The sequence below is a fragment of the Polaromonas sp. P3_B4 genome (assembly GCF_056402835.1).
This window is the reverse complement of record NZ_JBFUGQ010000002.1, coordinates 126,518-145,267: the sequence shown is the minus strand read 5'-3', so window position 1 is coordinate 145,267 and position 18,750 is coordinate 126,518. Positions and strand designations below refer to the sequence as shown.

The following is an 18,750-nucleotide window of genomic DNA, read 5'->3' as shown; positions in this document are numbered from 1 at the left end:
GCAGGCGCAGCGCCCCCTCGGGGGGCAGCGCATTACACGAAGCCGAAGGCGAAGTGAAAAGCGTGGGGGCTTAACTACGCCACTTCCGGTTAGCCGTCACCAAAGCGGTGAGGTAACCGTGCAGCCATTCAAAGTTGACAGGTTTTTTCAGCAGGTGGGCGTGCTGCGGCAGGCCCCCGCGGGCCTCAATGGCGTCGGGCGGCAGGCCGCTGATCACCACGATTTGCATATCGGCCAGCTGCACGTTGCGTTTGAGCGCCTTAAGCATCTCAATGCCGTCCACGCCGGGCATGGACAGGTCCGTGATCAGCAGGTCGGGCCGCATGCTGGCGATATCCATCATGGCCTCCAGGGCAGATGGCATCCAGGTGCAGTCAACCGGCAGGTCCCAGTCTTCAAACTGGCAGCGGTACAGCTCGCGGGTGTCTTCGTCGTCTTCCACCATCAGCACCCGCAGGCGGCTTTTGGGGTCGGTGTCGACGCGGGACAGCTGTGGGCTGTTTTTGGCCAGGTAGGCGTTGATGGACTGCAGCGCAATGCGGCGGTGCCCACCCAGCGTCTTCCACGCCTCGATTTCCCCTTTTTCAACCAGGGACTGCACCGTCGCAACGGAGAGCCCCAGAAGCTTGGCTGCATAGCTGGTGCCGCAGTAATCCTCGCTGGAGAAATCCGCAGCCGTGATCGCGGCCTCGAAGGACTTGGGTTCACGCGCCATGGCAGACCGAACGGGGATTGGAGTGTTTCATTTTGGGCATTTTAATCAATTCGACTCAATCGCTTCACAGAAAATGATAGTAAGCATCAACTAACACCAGCGGGCACTGCCAGCGTCAGGGAGACAGCGGTGCGGTGGGCAGGGTGAAGAAGAACGTTGCCCCCTTGCCGGGCGCCGCCTCGGCCCACAACCTGCCGCCGTGCCGCTTGATCACGCGGCTGACGGTGGCCAGCCCGATGCCCGTGCCCGGAAACTCCGCGACAGCATGCAGACGCTGAAACGGCTTGAAGAGCTTGTCGGCATAAGCCATGTCGAAGCCGGCACCGTTGTCCCTGACGAAAAACTCCGGCAGCCCCGCGGCATCAAGCTGGCAGCCTACCGTGATTTCGCTGAGGGGTTGCTGGGCGCTGAACTTCCAGGCATTGCCGATCAGGTTTTCCATCACCACCCGGACCAGCCGGCTGTCGCCGTGCGCCTTCAGGCCTTTTTCGATGTTCACCGCAACCTTGCGCTCGGGGTCGCGCACCCGCCATTCGTCCAGGATGATGCGGGCAAGCTCCGACAGGTCCACCACCTTGTTATTCAGGGGGGTGCGCGACACCTGCGCCAGCGACAGCAGGTCTTCAATCAGTTGCCCCATCTGCGCCACGCCGGCCTGGATACGTGCCAGGTAGTGCGTCACCTTCTCGCCGGCATCGGCCCCCAGGTGTTTGCCCAGCAGGCGGCTGAAGCCGTCAACGGTGTTTAGCGGCGAGCGAAGGTCGTGCGACACGGAGTATGAAAACGCTTCGAGTTCCTGGTTGGACAGGCGCAGGGCGGCTTCAATGGCCTTGATCTCGGTGATGTCCGCGTCGATGCCCACCCAAAAGGCCACTTCACCGCGTTCGTCCAGCACGGGCGATGCGCGGTAGGACATGGTGTGCACGCCGTCCCGGGCCAGCACGCGGCGTATGCCCGAATATTGCGACCGCGTCTCCCGGGCGACCTGCCAGCGGGCCCTGATATCGGGGAGGTCGTCCGGATGAATGGCGGCAAACCATTGCGTGCCGGTCCAGTCCTCCATCTTGCCGCCCGCCAGGTCAAACCAGGCGCGGTTGAAGTAGGTGGCCGCGCCGTCCGGATCGCTGGTCCATACCACCTGGGGCGCCTGTTCGGCCAGCGCCTTGAAGAGGGCCTGCTGGCGTTCCAGCGCCAGCGTGCGGTCCGCCACTTTCTGCTCCAGCCCGGTGTTGAGCTGGCTGACCTCCTCGATCAGGCGGGAGTTCTGGATGGCGATGGACGCGAGCTGGGCCAGTTCGAGCGCCACATATTCGTCCTCCTGCGTGAACTCGCCCTGGTATTTGTCGGACAGCTGGAGCAGCCCGATGTTTTTGCCGTCGCGGCCCGTCAGCGGTACGGCCAGCCAGCCGCGCATGGCCGGATGCTTGTCGGCGTAGCTGCCGAAGCCGCGCCAGCGCGGATGCGCCTCCAGCTCTGCCTGTGTCATGCGCATGGACCGGTTGGTCTGGCAGACCAGGGCGTAAATGCCGGTGCCGTCGGGCGCCTCGATCATGTCCCGGTATTTCGCATATTTTTCGGAAAGCGACAGGGCGTTGATGGCCTGCCCCCAGTCGCTGTTCACGGTGAGGCTGACGATCGCCTGGTGCGCGCCTATCACCCCCCGGGCCTGTTCGGCCACCTCGTGCATGGTGCTTTCAAGCGTCTGGTGCCAGGTGATGGCCTGGGCCGCGTCAGCGGCGCGCTGCAAGGTGTACAGGTGTTCCTGGACCTCATTTTCAACCTTGACCTGGGCCGAGATATCCAGTGCCAGGACAAAACGCGCCGGGCGGCCGGCATACCGCACCGAGGTTGAAAAAGGGCGGGCGGTGAAAAACGACCCGTCCTTGCGGCGATGCTCCCAACGCTCCTTGACGATCAAAGGCGAGGCGGCGTGCTGGGTCCGGAGGTTTTGAGCTTCTGCTTCGCTGCGAATGTCGTAGATCGTCATCGACAGAAACTCTTCCATCGTATAGCCATAGCTCTTGACGGCGGCTTCGTTGACCATGAGGAAGCGATAGGTCTCGGCGTCAAAAACCCACATCGGGATCGGCGCCATTTCAAAGAGAGCCGAGTAGCGGTGTTCACTTTCTACCAGCGCCTGCTCTGCCAGCTTGCGCTGGGTGATGTCGCGCTGCACCGCGACCCAGTGGGTGTAGTGGCCTTTGGTGTCGGTGATCGGAACAATGTCGAGCTCCAGCCAGACCTCCTCGCCGCTCTTGGTGTAATTGATCAGCTCGGCGCGCACGGGCTGCCATTTTTCCAGTGCAGCCTTGATGCGGTCGAGCTCGTCCCGCTGCGTTTTGGGGCCCTGCATCAGGCGTGGCGTTTTTCCCAGCACCTCTTCGCGCGTGTAACCGGTACGGCGCTCAAAAGCGTCGTTGACAAAGATGATGCGCGGGCCGGCGCCATCGATGGGTGCGGCCTCGGTGATGAGCACAATGTCGTTGAGCCGGGATACGGCGGTTTCCAGAAGGCGCAGGTGCGCCTGCGCTTCGTGCTGTTCCGTGATGTCCTGCAGCACGCCGACCAGGCTCACAACCTTGCCGTCCCGCTGCAAAGCCCGGCCCTGCGTGCGCACCCAGATGCGCCGGCCCTTTGCCGTGATGAGGGGCAGCTCCAGGTCCCATGGCGTACCCTGCTTCAGGGCAGCCAGGGCGACCGAGCGGATGGTGCGCCGCGCTTCGGGTGCGTAAAAGTCGAGCGCCTCCTCAACCCCCAGGCCGGCCGCCGGATCGAGTTCGTGGATGCGGTAAATTTCTTCAGACCAGTAAGGCGTCATGGTGTCGACAGCGACCTCCCATCCACCGACTTTCCCCAGCGCGCCGGTGCGGTTCAGCAGCTCCGTGCTGCGGGCCACCACCAGTTCCGCGCGCTTGCGGTCGGTAATTTCCTGGATCACGCCGGAGCGGCGGCGCCCCGACGGGCCGCGGCCCGCGCCTTGCCCCTCCTGCCCGGTGTCCCCGGGCTGTGCTTCGTCAGCGCGGCCAAACAGGTGGACCCATCGAATCTCGCCGGCGGACGTGACGATGCGGAACTCAATGTCCAGCGGCTGGTTGGTCCGAACGGACAGATCGCGCCGTTCCTTGAAGGCCTGGCGGTCCCCGGGATGGACCAGTTGCATGAATCTGCCGTGGCTCCTGTCAAAGGTCGTGCGGTCAACGCCGAGCACCTCGTACACCTCATCGGACCACCAGCTTTCATCGGTGCCGGTGTCCAGCTGCCAGTAGCCGATGCGGCCCAGGCGCTGGGCGTCCCGCAGTTTCTGCTGGATGGCTTCGCTGTTTGCCAGTTCAGCCTCCAGGACACTCCGATGTTGCTCAAGCGACTCGGCCATGCGGTTAAAACCTGTGGATATCCTCGCAAACTCCCCGAAGTCGTCAGGCCGGCCTGGCGGTATCCGCACATCCAGCCGGCCGTTCTGGAGCTGCCGGATGGCCTCAAGGATGTTTCGGGTGGGCTCCACGATGGCACGCCCGCCAATGACCCAGGCGACGCCGCCGCCCACAAATGCCACCAGCAACAACACCACCAGTTCCAGCCACAGCTGTTCCCGGCTGGCGCCCACGACCAGTTCGCGGTCCAGGCTGACCGCCACAAAAAAAGCGGCGTGCACGTCGGGGCTGCTGGGCATGAAAGCCCACAGGCGGCGCTGCCCGGTGCCGTCCGGCCCATCGCTGGTTCCGGTACGCATCTGCTGCACGGCCGCCTTCAGCACGGGGCTTCTGGCCACCTGCCCGATTCGTATGGGGAGGTCGGGCTTGCCAGCCAGCAGCACGCCACCACGGTCGTGTATGCCCAGCGCGCCGCCGGGCGGCAGCTGGACGTCGATGGTGGACTTCGCCATCTCGGCCAGGTCTACCGACGCAAAAGCCACAATGTCAACGCGCCCGTCCTTGTCCAGCAGCGGCAACGCAAATGTGATGGAAGGCCGGCCCGTGGCACGTCCCACAATGTATTCACCCACCACAAAGCTGCGCTGCTCAACAGCATTGCGGAAATAGGCACGGTCGCCCAGGTAGCCGAGCCGCACGCCTTCCTGCCCGTTGCACAGCGCATAGCCGTCCGTTCCCACAATGCCGAAATTGGCGTAAAGCGGAAACAGCTTGTTGAGCTCTACAAGGTAGCGGTTGCAGCGGTCGGCGTTGCCGTCCCGCAGGCTGGGCACATGAACAATCGCCGTCAGTATCTGCCGGGCCGATTCCGCCAGGCGCTGCTGGCTGGATGCGGCCAGCGATGCGGCGAATTGCAGGTCGGTTTGGGCGCGCTCGACGGCTGTGTCGGCGTTGTAGACGGCCTTGAAAATGGACAGGCCAAACATCGGCACGATCGCCACCAGCACGAGCATGACAAGGCGGGTCCGCAGCGTGATTTGAAGCTTCATGGCATCAGCGCCGCAGGTACCGGCACCGGGTGTTTCTGGGCCACCGGTGCGTCACGGGATGTCAGCCGGCCGCGATGGATTCATTGACGCCCAGCCAGTACGCCTGCAGGCGGTTGAGCTTTTCGGTCAGCCCCCCAAAATCGACGGGTTTACGGACAAACCCGTTGGCCCCGCTCTGGTAACACGCCACGATGTCGGACCGCTCGCTGGAAGATGTCAGCATGACGACCGGCACCAGCGCGGTCAGGGGATTGGCCCGCACGCTGCGCAGTACGTCCAGGCCGGACAGCTTGGGCAGCTTCATGTCGAGCAGGATGAAAGCCGGCTGCCTTTGCGTGTCGCGCCCCGCATGGGCACCCTGGCCGAACAGAAAGTCCAGCGCCTGCACACCGTCCCGGGCGACGGCAATCTCGGCTGTGACGCCCTGCTCCTCCAGCGTCAGCACGGTCAGTTCCAGGTGGTCCGGATTGTCTTCAACTACGAGTATGAGTTTGTCGTTCATGTGGACTTCAGGTGCGCAGTGTCAATCCCTGTCGTTTTCTGGTTTTTGGTGTTTTCTCATATTACCAAGTAAAGAAACGCCGCAGTACTGTGATTTGTACCCCCTTTGACGTCGCTCAACGGACGTGCAAAACGCAGCAGCGCCGGCCTACCAGCGGGGAATTGCTTCGTCCTTGAGCTGGCCGCGCAGCTCGGCGTAGTCGGGCACCACCGCGCGCACGGTGTCCCAAAAGCGCGGGCTGTGGTCCATGACACGCAAATGGCTCAATTCATGAACCACCACGTAGTCGATCACCGACTGCTTGAAATGGATCAAGCGCCAGTTCAGCCGGATGGAGCCATCCGCGCTGGCGCTGCCCCAGCGGGTGCCGGCGCTGGAAAGGCTGAGCTTGTGCCACTGCACGCCCAGGTGCGGCGCGAAATGGTTGAGCCGCTCGGTAAAGATGCGCTTGGCCTGGCGCATCAGCCAGGCCTGCACGGCGTCGCGGATCTGCTCGGGCGTGGCATGGTGGGGCAGGCCCACGTGCAGCGTCAGCTGCGCCACACCGGGCAAGGTGCCGTTGGACGCATCGTCGTTGCCCTGCAACAAGACTTCGGCAGCCGCGGTGCCGGTTTTGAGTTCGGCGCCGACGCCGCCGAAAGCGTGCCGCGGATCGATCACCACAATGACCTGGTCACCCAGGAAAGGCAGCGTGGTGCCGTCCTTCCAGTCAATGCGTGCGGACTCCAGGCGCTCATGGCGCACGCGGGTTTCCTGCAGCTTGGCCAGGATCCAGCCGGATTTTTCCAGCACCGCCTTGTCGATTTCATACAACGGCACCCATTTGGGCGCGCTCACCGTGAGGCCGTCGGCGCCCGCAGAAAAGCCGATGGTCTTGCGTTTGCTGCGGCGGAACTCATAAGCCACCAAAATGCCGTCCAGCACGGTCTCACGGGTGGCGCGCGGATGGCGGAAGGTGGCGGGTGCCAGCGCCTGCTGCAAGGTTTGGGCGGGTAGTTGCGGCCCCACGAACTCACCATTCGCTATGTTTTCGATAGCTGTCGGCGCAGTATTTATGGGGGCTACAGGCCTTTTTTGCCTGTTTTTTCTGGCTTTTGAGCCGCCGGGAACGCCAGCAAGCGGCGCCGGCGCGGAATCAAACAGGTCGAGCGTGAACTGAAGAAGCCGTTGCATCATGGCAGTTTAGCTTGACAGCATGGGCAGGCTGGCCGCTCAGGTATTGGGTACGACGGGTGTGGCGGGCGTGGCGACCACTTCACCGGCATAAGCCTCGGGGTCAAGGCGCCGCATTTCGGCTTCGATCCAGGTTTCCACCTCGCGCATCAACTCGTCGGGCTGCCGGCCGGTGCTGTCGATCGGCTTGCCGATGGAGATGTCAACGATGCCCGGGGTTTTGATGAAGGCCTTGCGCGGCCAGCATTTGGCCGAGGTCACGGCAATCGGGATCACGGGAGCGCCGGTTTCAATGGCCAGGCGCGTACCGCCGGATTTGTAAGTGCCCTTCTGGCCGCGCGGGATGCGCGTGCCTTCGGGGAACATGATGACCCAGGTTCCCTGCGCCATCAGGCGCTTGCCCTGCACCACGACCTTGTTGAAAGCCTGCGACCGCTGGCTCCGGTCGATGTGGATCATGTCCATGCGCGCCATGGCCCAGCCGAAGAACGGCACGTAGAGCAGCTCTTTCTTGAACACATAGGCCAGCGGGTGCGGCATCAGCGTGGGCATGCACAGGGTCTCCCAGGTGCTCTGGTGCTTGAGCAGCAGCACGGCTGCGCTGGTCTGGCCCGTGGGGAGGTTTTCCATGCCGGTCACCCGGTTCTTGATGCCCAGGATGAACGTACCGCCGCTGACCGCCACGCGCAGCCAGCCCGCGCACATCCAGTACATGGTGTTGCTGCTGACGAACACCGAGGCAATCACCACGAAAGTAGCCCAGGGGATCACCGTGATGGCCATCCACAGCAGGTGAAGAATTGATCGAATCAGGCGCATGTCAAGGTTTCCGGTATCAGGCAGGTTTTGGATGCTGGTGTACAGCAGTTTTCACGATGTTTTAAGGCTCTAACCCTTATCTGGTCAGCGCGGGCAGCTAGCATTTTTATAGCGTCACCTACAAGGCCACTTGCAGGGGCCGGGCGCTGCGTTCCAGGATGAAATCGGCAAATGCCGATAAATCGGTGTGCAGCTGGGTGCCTTCGGGCAGGCCCTCGGGCCGCCCGCCGCTGCGGTAGCGCGCCGACTTGCCCGTCAGCACCAGGTGCGGTTCGCACCCGGCAGCCGCACCGGCCTGCAGGTCGCGCAAAGAATCCCCTGCGGTGGGCACGCCTTTGAGCGGCACGCCGAAACGCGCACCGATCTGCTCAAAAAGGCCAGGCAACGGCTTGCGGCAGGTGCAGCTTTCCTCAGGGGCATGCGGGCAGTAAAACACCGCATCGATGCGCCCGCCGACAGCGGCCAGCAGCTTGTGCATCTTGGCGTGCATGGCGTTGAGCGCCGCCACGTCGAAAAGGCCGCGCCCCAGCCCCGACTGGTTGGACGCGATCACGACGTGCCAGCCGGCGTGGTTCAGGCGCGCAATGGCCTCCAGCGAACCCGGCAGCGGCAACCATTCGTCCGGTGCCTTGACGAAGTCGTCGCTGTCGCTGTTGATGGTGCCGTCGCGGTCGAGGATGACGAGTTTCATGGTGAATAAGGCTGGTAGCTAGATAAACAGTACTTCATTTGTGATGCATCACTTCACTTTTTTTGCCCCGACGCAAGCGACGTTATTTGCCGGGCCATCCGCTTATCCGAATACAAGTACATCAGGGCCAGCAAATGAAAGCCCAGGCGCATAGGCAGTAAGGTAAGGTGCATCGCCAGTATGCGCGGATTGAACTGGGAAATCACCAGAGCCGAAATACCGGTTTCGATGACCAGACAGCCAACAATAAGTATCCAATAGTCCATGTTCGTCAGCGTGAAACGATAGGACTTGGCGCACTGCCAACTGGCCATCAATGCGCCAAACAAGGGCGCAACGTCAAAAATGGCACTCCCATAATCGAAACCAAACAACATCAGCGCCAGATACGCCAGCACATAAGCGAGGACCACTACGCCGGCGAACGTGCCAAGCACAAGCTCAAACCGCAGAGCCGGACGCACTTGCGCCATCTCAGGGTTATTTGGCGATTCTGGCGTCGTCATCGCTGTTACACCGCCAGGCGCGACAGGTCGGCCACTTTATTCATGGCCTGGTGCAGCGTCGCCAGCAGCCCGAGGCGGTTGGCGCGCAGCGCCGGGTCTTCGGCATTGACCATCACGCCGTCGAAGAAGGCATCCACCGGCGCCTTCAGGGCGGCCAATGCCTGCAGCGATGCTGCGTAGTCACCGGCGGCAAAAGCGGCTTCGGCTTTGGGCGCCACTGTTTTCAATGCATCCGCGAGGGATTTCTCGGCAGCTTCCTGCAGCAGCTCGGGTTTGACGGCTGCTTCAACCGTGCCTTCAGCCTTCTTCAGGATATTGCCGACGCGCTTGTTGGCCGCAGCGAGAGCCGGTGCTTCGGGCAGCGCGGCAAAGGCGCGCACAGCCGACAGGCGTTTGGCCACATCGCCCAGGCGCTGGGGTTTGAGGGCCAGCACGGCATCGACTTCTTGCGCGCTGTAGCCCTGCTCGCGCAGGGAACCGGCGAGGCGGTCGTAGATGAAATCGACCAACGCGATGGACGCGTCCTGGATCTTGTCACCGAACACCGGCTGGGCGCCCTGAACCAGCTCAAGCAGGTCCAAAGGCAGGTCTTTCTCGACCAGCATGCGGATCACGCCCAGCGCATGGCGGCGCAGCGCGAACGGGTCCTTGTCGCCGGTCGGCAGATTGCCGATGCCGAACATGCCGACCAGCGTTTCCAGCTTGTCGGCCAGCGCGACGATGACGCCGACGGTGTTGCGCGGCAGTTCGTCGCCGGCAAAACGCGGCTTGTAGTGGTCCTCAATCGCGTCGGCCACATCGGCACTGAGACCGTCGTTGAGCGCGTAGTAGCGGCCCATGGTGCCCTGCAGCTCGGGGAACTCGCCGACCATGTCAGTCACCAGGTCGGTCTTGGCCAGCTCGGCGGCGCGCTGTACATCGGCCACATTGGCATTCAGGCGATTGGCAATGGCCTCGGCAATGGCGCGTACGCGCTGCGTACGCTCACCCTGCGTGCCCAGCTTGTTGTGATACACCACCTTGCCCAGACCTTCAACGCGCGAAGCCAGCGTCTTCTTGCGGTCCTGGTCGAAGAAAAACTTGGCATCGGCCAGGCGCGGCCGCACCACGCGCTCGTTGCCGCCAATCACGGCGCTGGCATCTGTTGGACTGATATTGCTCACGACCAGAAACTTGTTGGTGAGCTTGCCCGAAGCATCGAGCAGCGGGAAGTACTTCTGGTTGGCCTTCATCGTGAGGATCAGGCATTCCTGCGGCACCCCGAGGAATTCTTTTTCGAATTCGCAAATCAACACATTGGGGCGCTCGACCAGCGCGGTCACTTCGTCGAGTAGCGCGTCGTCTTCAATCGCCCTGGCGCCACCGCCAACTTTGGCTGCGGCTGCAGCAAGCTGCTTGACGATTTCGGCTTTGCGCGCGGCAAAACTGGCGATCACCGCGCCGTCTTTTTGCAGGGTAGCGGCGTAGCTGTCGGCATCCTTGAGCACCACCGGGTCGACGGCCGCTTCAAAGCGGTGGCCATGCGTGGCGTTGCCGGCTTTGAGGCCCAACGCCTCGATAGCGACCACCGAGCTGCCATGCAGCGCGACCAAGCCGTGCGCGGGACGTACAAACTTCACATCACTCCAGCCATCGGCCAGCTGGTAGGTCATGACCTTGGGAATCGGCAATTTGGCAATGGCTTCGAGCAAGGCTTTCTGCAACCCCTCAACCAGCGTCGCACCCTTGACGTTGCTGTCGTAAAACAGCGCCTCTGCCTTGCCGTCGGGCGCACGCTTGAGTCCGGCCACGGCCGACGCATCGGCGCCCAGCGCCTGTAGCTTCTTGAGCAGCGCGGGTGTGGCATTGCCCGAAGCATCCAGCCCCACCGCCACCGGCATGAGTTTTTGCGAAACAGCCTTGTCGGTGGCCTGTGCGGCCACCGCCGTGACATGCGCGGCCAGGCGGCGCGGGGAGGCAAATGCCGTGAGGGCCGAATCTGCCGCCGTCAGGCCCTGGGCCTTGAGCTGCTCGAACAGCACGCCGGCAAAGGCATCGCCCAGCTTTTTGAGCGCCTTGGGCGGCAGCTCTTCGACAAACAGTTCAACAAGAAGGTTTTGGGAGGCGTTCATTGGTTTTTTCGGGAATGTCGGAGCGCAAAAATGGCCAGGGCTGCAACCATCAGCGGCAGCCAGATGGTTTGGATCTCATTGAGCAACACGTCGGCGCCGCGTTGCGTGAAGAACCGGGAAAAGGAGACGGGCGACACCTCAACGGGCCGCCATGGGCTGAAAAACCGCTGGTCGGAAAACGGCCAGTAGAGAGGAATGGCCACGCCGCCATTGGTCAGGGTGTCCAGCAAGGGATGCGAGAACACGCAAAGCGCGATCCACGCATAGCCCTGCCATGGCGCCAGTTTCCAGTGCCGCGCCAGCCACCAGCCGATGATGCCCACAACGAGCGCAAAGCCCAGGGTGTGGGTAAAGCCGCGATGCCCCCAGATCCCGCCGTAATGGATGCCGAGCTTGAAGGCGATGCCGTCAAAGTCGGGGAGGATGGCCGCGACCATGCCCGCCGCCAGCATGGAAGGCGGTATCCGCTTGCTACCGAGGGCCACTGCAGCAGCAACGGGAACGGCGATGTGGGAAAAGATGGTGGGCATCGAAGATCAGCTCACCGTTTTGGCGTGGCATCGGCGTAGTGCAACACCGTGGGAAACGGATCGTAAAAATGGTGAAGCAGCTTGCGCCATGCCTGGTAGGGCTCTGACTGGCGGAACCCCTCGGTGTGGTCTTCCAGGGTGTTCCAGCGCACCAGCAGCATGTAGTGATGGTCGTTTTCCAGGCAGCGCTGCAACTCATGGCCCTGGTAGCCGCCCATTGACGCGATGATGGCCTGCGCCTGGGCAAAAGCCGCCTCGAAAGCGGACGCTTCGCCGGGCTTGACCTGCAACTGGGCGATTTCCAGAATCATCAAGCCGCCTTCTTCGCCATCTGCTCGACCCACTCGCGCGGCGCCATCGGGAAGCCCAGGCGCTCACGGCTTTCGTAATAGCTTTGCGCCACGGCGCGGGCGAGGTTGCGGATGCGGCCGATGTAGGCGGCGCGCTCGGTCACGCTGATGGCGCCGCGGGCGTCCAGCAGGTTGAAGCTGTGGGCAGCTTTCAGCACCTGCTCATAGGCCGGCAGGGCCAATTGCACATCGATCAGGTGCTTGGCCTGCTTTTCGTGCGCGGTGAAGGCGGTGAAGAGGAAATCGGCGTCGCTGTGTTCGAAGTTGTAGGTCGACTGCTCAACCTCGTTCTGCTTGTAGACGTCGCCGTAGCTGAGCTTTGAGCCATCAGGCCCTTCGGTCCAGGTCAGGTTGTAGACGTTGTCCACGCCTTGCAAATACATGGCCAGGCGTTCCAGGCCGTAGGTGATTTCGCCGGTGGCGGGTTTGCAGTCGATGCCGCCGACCTGCTGGAAGTAGGTGAACTGCGTGACTTCCATGCCGTTGAGCCAGACTTCCCAGCCCAGGCCCCAGGCGCCCAGCGTCGGGTTTTCCCAATCGTCTTCGACAAAGCGGATGTCGTTTTTCTTCAGGTCAAAGCCCAGCGCTTCCAGCGAGCCGAGGTAGAGCTCAAGGATATTGGCGGGTGCCGGCTTGAGCACGACCTGGTACTGGTAATAGTGTTGCAGGCGGTTGGGGTTCTCGCCGTAGCGGCCGTCCTTGGGGCGGCGGCTGGGCTGCACATAGGCGGCTTTCCAGGGCTCGGGGCCCAGCGCGCGCAGAAACGTCGCGGTGTGCGAAGTGCCTGCGCCGACTTCCATGTCGTAGGGCTGCAGCAGCGCGCAACCCTGGTCAGCCCAATAGGACTGCAGCTTCAAAATAATTTGCTGGAAAGTAAGCATAAGAGTGGAGTTTTGCCAAACGCGGGGCACCTGGATTGCAGGCCCGGGGAGCGGCGCCTCAGGTGGCGGCCGCCAAGCCGGTCATTTTACGCGGCGGCGCGCGGGCGCCTTGGTGAGCGCCTTACCGGTCGGCATCACTGGCGGCATCTGGGTGGGCGGCACATACCAGCCGGGGCCGGTCTTGAAGGCCTCGACCAGAAAATCCACCATCACACGGACCTTGGCGCTCAGGTGCCGCCGGCTGGGGTACACCGCCAGCACGTCGATTTCAGGCATGCGGTAGCCGGGAAGCAGGGGCACCAGCCGGCCTTCGCGCAGGTCTTCCCCAACCAGGAAAGCCGGCTGCCAGATGATGCCCAGCCCGGCCACGGCCGCTTCGCGGGCGGTATCGCCGTTGTTGGCGTGCATGATGTAGTTGACCTTGACCGCGTGCGGGCGGCCCTCGTTGTCGGTGAAATGCCATTCGTTGGCGGTGGCGGCATAGGTGTAGCCCAGGCAGCTGTGGCCCGCGAGGTCGGCGGGCACGGCCGGGCGGCCGTGCTTTTTCAGATAGTCCGGCGCGGCACAGAGGATGTTGCAGGAAGTCGCGAGCTTGCGGGCTGCATGGGTGGCCGGCCCCGTGCGCGAGATGCGTATGGCGAGGTCGTAGCCTTCTTCCACGATGTCCACCACGCGGTCGCTGAGGGCAATGTCGAGTTCCACCTCGGGATAGCTTTGCATGAAGCGCGGCCACAGCGGCGCCAGGTGACGGATGCCAAAGCTCACAGGCGCATTGATGCGCAGGCGCCCGCGCGGCTGCAGGGTTGCCGACGAGGCCAGCGCCTCCGCGTCGGCAACCTCTTCAAGAATCGACTTGCTGCGCTCATACAGCGCTTCGCCGCTTTCGGTGAGCGAGAGCTTGCGGGAGCTGCGGTTGAGCAGGCGCGTGCCGAGGTGGGCTTCCAGCTCATTGATATAGCGGGTGACGTTGGCCGGCGAGGTGTCCAGCGCATCGGCCGCACGCGTGAAACTGCCGCGGCCAACCACGGCGGCAAACACCTCAAACGCACGCAGCCGGTCCATTTCAATCCCAATCATTCATAAAAGATGAATGATTAAATCAGTTTTACGGCCTTCTTCCAATAGAAGATGAAACTTACATTGGACTCATCGGCAGGCAGGAAGCCCACCGAACCAGGAACCCCCTACCCAAGACAAAGGAAATCGACATGACCACGCAAACCACTTCATTCACACCCCGCTTCGCCAACAAGACCGTGCTGGTCACGGGTGGCAACAGCGGCATCGGCCTGGCCACCGCCTTGCAATTCGCCGGGCAAGGCGCGCGGGTCGTCATCACCGGCCGGGACCAGGTGTCACTGGACCAAGCCAAAGCCCAACTGGGCACAGGCGCCATCGCCCTGCGCAACGACGCAGGCGCCAGCGGCTCGGCCAAGGCACTGGCCAGCGCATTGGCCGCCGAAGGCATCACGCTGGACGCCGTGTTCATCAATGCCGGCCTGGCCAAATTCGCCCCGCTGGAAAGCGTGGACGAAGCACTCTGGGACGACACCTTCAACGTCAACGTGAAAGGCGCGTTCTTTGCGATCCAGGCGCTGTCGCCGCTGCTGAACACGGGCGCCGCCATCATCCTGAACGGCTCGATCAATGCCCATATCGGCATGCCCAACTCCAGCGTCTATGCCGCCAGCAAGGCGGCGCTGATTTCGCTGGCAAAAACGCTGTCAGGTGAACTGGTCGCGCGCGGCATCCGCGTCAATGTGGTGAGCCCCGGCCCGGTTACGACGCCGCTGTACGGCAAGCTTGGCGTGCCCGCAGACCAGCTCGGTGCGCTGGCCGCCAGCATCCAGGCGCAAGTCCCGATCAAGCGCTTCGGCACGCCCGATGAAGTGGCGAGCGCCGTGGTGTATTTGTCATCGCCCGAAGCGGCTTTTATTGTCGGCACCGAGCTGATCGTCGACGGCGGCATGAGCCAGCTGTAAGCACTTCCCGCGTACGCCGCGAGAACGAAAAAGGGCGATGCCGCTGCCGGCATCGCCCTTTTCTTCCTGTTGTAACTGCGTGAACTCAGTACTGCCAGAAGATGCGCTGCAGTTCCTTGCTGTCAATGTTCTTCGTCAAGGCCACGGCGGCCAGGATGCGGGCCTTTTGCGGGTTCAGGTCATGCGCGACCACCCAGTCGTACTTGTCGTCAGGCTGCTCGGCGTTGCGCAGCACAAAGCCTTCGGGCACACGCGAGGAGCGCACCACCTGGATGCCTTTGGCGCGAACTTCCTGCAGCGCGGGAACCACACGGTCGGCCACGGAACCGTTGCCGGTACCGCCGTGGATCAGGGCCTTGATGCCGGTCTTGCCGACGGAGTCCACCGCGGAGCGCGGCACGTTGCCATAACCATAGACAATGTCGACCGGCGCCAGCGCTTCGAAATCATCAATGTTGAATTCGGACTGCGCGGTGTGGCGCTTCACAGGGGCACGGAACCAGTAATTCTGGCCTTCTACCACCATGCCCAGCGGGCCCCACTGGCTCTTGAAGGCCTCAGTCTTGATGTTGATGGTTTTGGTGACATCACGGCCGCTCTGGAGTTCGTCATTCATGGTGACCAGCACGCCTTTGCCGGCGGCGTCCTTGCTGGCGGCCACGCTCACGGCGTTGAAAAGGTTGAGCGCACCGTCGGCCGACAGCGCCGTACCTGGGCGCATGGAACCGACCACCACGATGGGCTTGCTGGTGCGGATCACGAGGTTCAGGAAGTAGGCGGTTTCTTCCAGGGTGTCGGTACCGTGGGTGACCACGATGCCGTCCACGTCAGACTGCTTGACCAGCGCCGAGATGCGCTTGCCCAATTTCATCAGGTTGTCGTTGGTGAAACTTTCGGAAGCAATTTGCGAGACCTGCTCGCCCTTGACATTGGCCACGTTGGCCAGCTCGGGCAGGCCAGCCAGCAACTTGTCGACCGGCACCTTGGCGGCGGCATAAGTCGCGCTGTTCAGGGCCGAAGCGCCGGCGCCGGCAATGGTGCCGCCGGTGGCCAGGATCACGACGTTGGGTTTGGCGGTGGTTTGCGCCAGTGCGGGCGCGCCGAGCGAGGTAAATGCCACCAGGCCAAGCGCGGCGCCCATGTGACGAAATGTTGAGGCTATTTGCATGTATGTCTCCAAGGAAATGGAATTTGTCTGATTTTTTGCGCACAGCGAGCAAAACAAGCGGTTTCACCAGCCTGTGCGGCGATTTCCCCAGCCTTGCGGCCAAAGGTGGCTCATCGTAGCGACGCTGGCAGCCCCCAGCGATGCATAATGTAACGAGGGGTATGACTAAAACTCACACCCCTCAGCAGCATGGCCCCATGCATCTCCGTCGACCCGGCAGCGACATACCCGCAGCGACATGAACCTCAGGCAACTTGAAGTCTTCCAGGCGGTGATGCAGACCGGCAACATGAGCGCCGCGGCGCGGCTGATCTGCATCACGCCCTCGGCCGTCAGCAAGACGATTGCACACACGGAATTGCAACTGGGCTACAAGCTTTTTACCCGCGGCAAGGGCACGCTGGCCCCCACGCCCGAAGCGCGCGTGCTGTTTGAAGAGTCTTCGCAAATCCACCAGAAGCTGGACGGGCTCAAGCGCATTGCCGTCAACCTGCGGCAGTCGGCCGGCGGCCAGGTGCGGCTTGCGGCCATTCCGTCCGTCAGCCATGAGTTTTTGCCGCTGGTGCTGGAAAGGCACATGGCGCGCTACCCGCGCGTTCGCGTCGAGGTGCGCACGCTGCACCAGGACCAGATGGTGCAGGCACTGCTGACGCGCAGCGTGGACTTTGCCCTTGGTTTTTATGAACACCCGCACCCGTTGCTGACCAGCTCGACGCTGGTGAGCGGCCCGCTCTACCTGGCCGTCACGCGCGACATCTGGCAGCGGGCCGTGAAGGCAAGGCGCCAGAACCCGATGTCTTTCCTGGCCAGCATGCCGCTGATCCGCCTGGTGGGTGAGGATCCGATGTGCCAGTCGATCGACGACCTGGCGCGCCACCTGGGCCTGACCGCCCCTGAAGGGTTGCAGGTGCACACCTCGCGGCTGGCGCTGGAGCTGGTCAAGCGCGGCATGGGCTGGACGGTGGTGGACTTCCTGACGGCCAGCAACCTCGACCCGCAATCATTGACAGCGGTGCCGCTGCATGATTTTGCCCAGGCGCCGCTCCAGATGTATTTTGCGAGCAGCACACCGCCGGGTCAGGATGCGATTCGGATGTTAGAAATGCTGCCGGAGCTACTGCACGGCGTGATGGCTGCAACGCACTGAACACAGCCGACTCACCGCGGCTCCTCCAAGCCAGCAGGAGCCGCGGAACCGGCTTTGCCGGGCCGCTGGCACCGTCCCCTGCAAGGGGAAAAGGGGCTACACGCAGTGAGCCCCGATAGGGGTGTGCCCTGTCCTACCGACGGCGTCGGAACGCGAGCGCCAGGCCGGCCACGCCCAGCCCGAAGCCCCACAGCGGCCAGAGGCCGTAGCGGGACACCCACTGGGCATACGGTGTGATGCCGTTGCGGCCCTGGACGTCGCCGTTCAGCACGCCGCGCGTGTGGCGTTCCAGCGAATGCGTGACTTTGCCCTGGTGGTCGATGATGACTGTGGCGCCGGTGTTGGTGGCACGAATCATCGGTCGGCTGAATTCCAGCGCGCGCATGCGCGAAATTTGCAGGTGCTGGTCAATCGCCACGGTGTTGCCGAACCAGGCGATGTTGCTGACATTGACAAAAATCGTCGGGGCGAGCGCAGGATCGATGAAGCGTGCGCCCAGCTCTTCGCCAAAAAGGTCTTCGTAGCAGATGTTGGGCGCCAGCCGCTGGCCTTTCCATTCGAAGGAAGCCTGCCCGACCGCACCCCGGTTGAAGTCGCCCAGCGGGATGTGCATCATGTCGATAAACCACCTGAAACCCGTCGGTATGAACTCGCCGAACGGCACCAGGTGATGCTTGTCGAAACGGTATGGCTCTGCTTGCCCGGGCTTGAAGCCCAGCACAGAGTTGGCGTACCCGGCCTGGGAGCTGCCAATCGGCAGGCCGATCAATGCCGCCTGGTTGCCGGCGGCAAACCTTGCCTGCAGCGCTTGCCAATAGCCTTCCGGCAATTGCTGGGGCAGCACGGGGATGGCGGTTTCAGGCGCCACCACCAGCGGCGCTTTCGCATCGCGCAGCTGCTGGCCGTACCAGCGCAGCGCTGTGGCCACGCCTGTGCCGGGCTGGAATTTTTCGTTCTGGGGAATGTTCCCCTGCAGCAGCGTAACGCCCAGCGCCTCGGCGGGCTGGACCGGGGCATCGCCGGGCCAGGCGCTTTGCACCGGCAGGTAACCCGCCACTATGCAGACAACCAGGATGCCGGTCACGTTGAGCCATTGCACATGGGATGAGCGCAGGGTCATGGCCAGCCATGCTGCAACCAGCGCGGCCAGGAAAGTCAGCCCATGCACGCCCACCCACGCGGCCAGTGGCCTGGCCCAGCCGTCGACGTGGGCATAGCCGCCCTCGCCCCAGGGAAAGCCGGTAAAGAACTCGACCCGGGCCAGCTCCGCCAGCAGCCAGAGAGCTGCAAACACTGCGGCGCGTGGCAGCCTGCGTCTGGGCGCCAGCTTCACGAAAAATGCGCTGGCCGCTGCGTAGTAAAGCGACAGGAAGGCGGCAAGCAGCACAATGGCCAGCACGGTCAGTGACGCGGCCAGCCCGCCGTAGTAGTGCATGGAAATGAACAGCCACCAGAAGGTGCTGCACAACATCGCCGTGCCGAAAAGGCCGCCCATCCACGCGGCACGTTTCCAGGAGCGGCAGCTGTCAAGTTGCGCGGCAAACAGGAAAAGCGCCAGCAGTTGCAGCCACCACAGCGGCTGGCCCTGTGCAAAACCAAAATCAAAAGGCCAGGCCATGCTTGCTGCATGGGTGCAACCAGCTATCAAAATAATAGCAACCTGGAACGGGGAAATGCCTTTGCGCGGCGGCGGGTTGCGTGCGTGCTCAAGCAGCGCAGGCAAGGTCGGGAGATGGGACATCATGCTTTGAATCG

The 18,750-nt window shown here is 63.0% G+C and carries 16 protein-coding genes; 2 read left to right on the top strand and 14 right to left on the bottom strand.

Features of this window, described 5'->3' with window-relative positions:
- Nucleotides 1-70 precede the first annotated feature (70 nt).
- The 12 genes from AC1DVV_RS17545 to AC1DVV_RS17490 form a co-directional block, all read right to left on the bottom strand.
- Entirely contained in the window at nucleotides 71-715 is a 645-nt protein-coding gene (locus AC1DVV_RS17545; protein ID WP_457282824.1) for a response regulator, read from the bottom strand.
- Between the two features lie 115 nt (nucleotides 716-830).
- Nucleotides 831-5,135, bottom strand: coding sequence for a PAS domain S-box protein (locus AC1DVV_RS17540; RefSeq protein WP_477702433.1), 4,305 nt, complete (start codon nucleotides 5,133-5,135; stop codon nucleotides 831-833).
- A gap of 61 nt (nucleotides 5,136-5,196) precedes the next feature.
- Entirely contained in the window at nucleotides 5,197-5,637 is a 441-nt protein-coding gene (locus AC1DVV_RS17535; protein ID WP_348049366.1) for a response regulator, read from the bottom strand.
- Between the two features lie 147 nt (nucleotides 5,638-5,784).
- A complete protein-coding gene (locus AC1DVV_RS17530) occupies nucleotides 5,785-6,810 on the bottom strand; it encodes a M48 family metallopeptidase (RefSeq protein ID WP_477702434.1) in 1,026 nt (341 codons plus the stop codon).
- A gap of 39 nt (nucleotides 6,811-6,849) precedes the next feature.
- Nucleotides 6,850-7,629, bottom strand: coding sequence for a lysophospholipid acyltransferase family protein (locus AC1DVV_RS17525; protein WP_477666838.1), 780 nt, complete (start codon nucleotides 7,627-7,629; stop codon nucleotides 6,850-6,852).
- A 118-nt stretch (nucleotides 7,630-7,747) separates the two neighbouring features.
- A complete protein-coding gene (gmhB, locus tag AC1DVV_RS17520; protein WP_457282820.1) occupies nucleotides 7,748-8,320 on the bottom strand; it encodes a D-glycero-beta-D-manno-heptose 1,7-bisphosphate 7-phosphatase in 573 nt (190 codons plus the stop codon).
- A gap of 53 nt (nucleotides 8,321-8,373) precedes the next feature.
- Complete coding sequence (locus AC1DVV_RS17515; RefSeq protein ID WP_457282819.1) at nucleotides 8,374-8,826, bottom strand: hypothetical protein; 453 nt, start codon at nucleotides 8,824-8,826, stop codon at nucleotides 8,374-8,376.
- A 5-nt stretch (nucleotides 8,827-8,831) separates the two neighbouring features.
- Complete coding sequence (gene glyS, locus AC1DVV_RS17510) at nucleotides 8,832-10,937, bottom strand: glycine--tRNA ligase subunit beta (RefSeq protein WP_477702435.1); 2,106 nt, start codon at nucleotides 10,935-10,937, stop codon at nucleotides 8,832-8,834.
- Complete coding sequence (locus AC1DVV_RS17505) at nucleotides 10,934-11,467, bottom strand: metal-dependent hydrolase (protein WP_477702436.1); 534 nt, start codon at nucleotides 11,465-11,467, stop codon at nucleotides 10,934-10,936. Before AC1DVV_RS17505 ends, glyS begins: the two co-directional genes overlap by 4 nt.
- An 11-nt stretch (nucleotides 11,468-11,478) precedes the next feature.
- Nucleotides 11,479-11,778 carry an antibiotic biosynthesis monooxygenase family protein gene (locus AC1DVV_RS17500; RefSeq protein WP_477702437.1) on the bottom strand — a complete coding sequence of 100 codons (300 nt, stop codon included), beginning with the start codon at nucleotides 11,776-11,778 and terminating at the stop codon, nucleotides 11,479-11,481.
- Nucleotides 11,778-12,698, bottom strand: coding sequence for a glycine--tRNA ligase subunit alpha (glyQ, locus tag AC1DVV_RS17495; RefSeq protein WP_348049382.1), 921 nt, complete (start codon nucleotides 12,696-12,698; stop codon nucleotides 11,778-11,780). The genes AC1DVV_RS17500 and glyQ overlap by 1 nt, the downstream gene beginning before the upstream one ends.
- Before the next feature lie 81 nt (nucleotides 12,699-12,779).
- A complete protein-coding gene (locus AC1DVV_RS17490) occupies nucleotides 12,780-13,760 on the bottom strand; it encodes a LysR family transcriptional regulator (protein ID WP_477666969.1) in 981 nt (326 codons plus the stop codon).
- 146 nt (nucleotides 13,761-13,906) lie between these two features.
- On the opposite strand from AC1DVV_RS17490, the gene AC1DVV_RS17485 reads away from it, so the two are divergent.
- Complete coding sequence (locus tag AC1DVV_RS17485; protein ID WP_457282814.1) at nucleotides 13,907-14,680, top strand: SDR family oxidoreductase; 774 nt, start codon at nucleotides 13,907-13,909, stop codon at nucleotides 14,678-14,680.
- 85 nt (nucleotides 14,681-14,765) lie between these two features.
- Here AC1DVV_RS17485 and AC1DVV_RS17480 read toward each other — a convergent pair whose 3' ends face one another.
- Complete coding sequence (locus AC1DVV_RS17480) at nucleotides 14,766-15,821, bottom strand: asparaginase (protein ID WP_457282876.1); 1,056 nt, start codon at nucleotides 15,819-15,821, stop codon at nucleotides 14,766-14,768.
- 265 nt (nucleotides 15,822-16,086) lie between these two features.
- Between AC1DVV_RS17480 and AC1DVV_RS17475 the strand changes: the two genes are divergently transcribed.
- On the top strand, nucleotides 16,087-16,995 hold the full coding sequence (locus tag AC1DVV_RS17475; protein ID WP_457282813.1) for a LysR family transcriptional regulator: 909 nt from the start codon (nucleotides 16,087-16,089) through the stop codon (nucleotides 16,993-16,995).
- Nucleotides 16,996-17,128: 133 nt separating this feature from the next.
- Here AC1DVV_RS17475 and lnt read toward each other — a convergent pair whose 3' ends face one another.
- The gene (gene lnt / locus AC1DVV_RS17470; protein ID WP_457282812.1) at nucleotides 17,129-18,739 is read right to left on the bottom strand and encodes an apolipoprotein N-acyltransferase; all 1,611 of its coding nucleotides are present in this window, start codon (nucleotides 18,737-18,739) and stop codon (nucleotides 17,129-17,131) included.
- Between the last annotated feature and the right edge of the window lie 11 nt (nucleotides 18,740-18,750).

What these genes read in the sequence shown, in the direction of transcription:
- AC1DVV_RS17525 (WP_477666838.1), bottom strand. Translation starts at nt 7,629, where the DNA reads ATGCGCCTGATTCGATCAATTCTTCACCTGCTGTGGATGGCCATCACG.
- AC1DVV_RS17515 (WP_457282819.1), bottom strand. Translation starts at nt 8,826, where the DNA reads ATGACGACGCCAGAATCGCCAAATAACCCTGAGATGGCGCAAGTGCGT.
- AC1DVV_RS17505 (WP_477702436.1), bottom strand. Translation starts at nt 11,467, where the DNA reads ATGCCCACCATCTTTTCCCACATCGCCGTTCCCGTTGCTGCTGCAGTG.
- lnt (WP_457282812.1), bottom strand. Translation starts at nt 18,739, where the DNA reads ATGATGTCCCATCTCCCGACCTTGCCTGCGCTGCTTGAGCACGCACGC.
- gmhB (WP_457282820.1), bottom strand. Translation starts at nt 8,320, where the DNA reads ATGAAACTCGTCATCCTCGACCGCGACGGCACCATCAACAGCGACAGC.
- AC1DVV_RS17475 (WP_457282813.1), top strand. Translation starts at nt 16,087, where the DNA reads ATGAACCTCAGGCAACTTGAAGTCTTCCAGGCGGTGATGCAGACCGGC.
- AC1DVV_RS17535 (WP_348049366.1), bottom strand. Translation starts at nt 5,637, where the DNA reads ATGAACGACAAACTCATACTCGTAGTTGAAGACAATCCGGACCACCTG.
- AC1DVV_RS17490 (WP_477666969.1), bottom strand. Translation starts at nt 13,760, where the DNA reads ATGGACCGGCTGCGTGCGTTTGAGGTGTTTGCCGCCGTGGTTGGCCGC.
- AC1DVV_RS17540 (WP_477702433.1), bottom strand. Translation starts at nt 5,135, where the DNA reads ATGAAGCTTCAAATCACGCTGCGGACCCGCCTTGTCATGCTCGTGCTG.
- AC1DVV_RS17485 (WP_457282814.1), top strand. Translation starts at nt 13,907, where the DNA reads ATGACCACGCAAACCACTTCATTCACACCCCGCTTCGCCAACAAGACC.
- AC1DVV_RS17500 (WP_477702437.1), bottom strand. Translation starts at nt 11,778, where the DNA reads ATGATTCTGGAAATCGCCCAGTTGCAGGTCAAGCCCGGCGAAGCGTCC.
- AC1DVV_RS17480 (WP_457282876.1), bottom strand. Translation starts at nt 15,821, where the DNA reads ATGGGCGCCGCGCTTGGCCTGGTGGCATTTACCTCGCTCGGCGCGCCC.
- glyS (WP_477702435.1), bottom strand. Translation starts at nt 10,937, where the DNA reads ATGAACGCCTCCCAAAACCTTCTTGTTGAACTGTTTGTCGAAGAGCTG.
- glyQ (WP_348049382.1), bottom strand. Translation starts at nt 12,698, where the DNA reads ATGCTTACTTTCCAGCAAATTATTTTGAAGCTGCAGTCCTATTGGGCT.
- AC1DVV_RS17545 (WP_457282824.1), bottom strand. Translation starts at nt 715, where the DNA reads ATGGCGCGTGAACCCAAGTCCTTCGAGGCCGCGATCACGGCTGCGGAT.
- AC1DVV_RS17530 (WP_477702434.1), bottom strand. Translation starts at nt 6,810, where the DNA reads ATGCAACGGCTTCTTCAGTTCACGCTCGACCTGTTTGATTCCGCGCCG.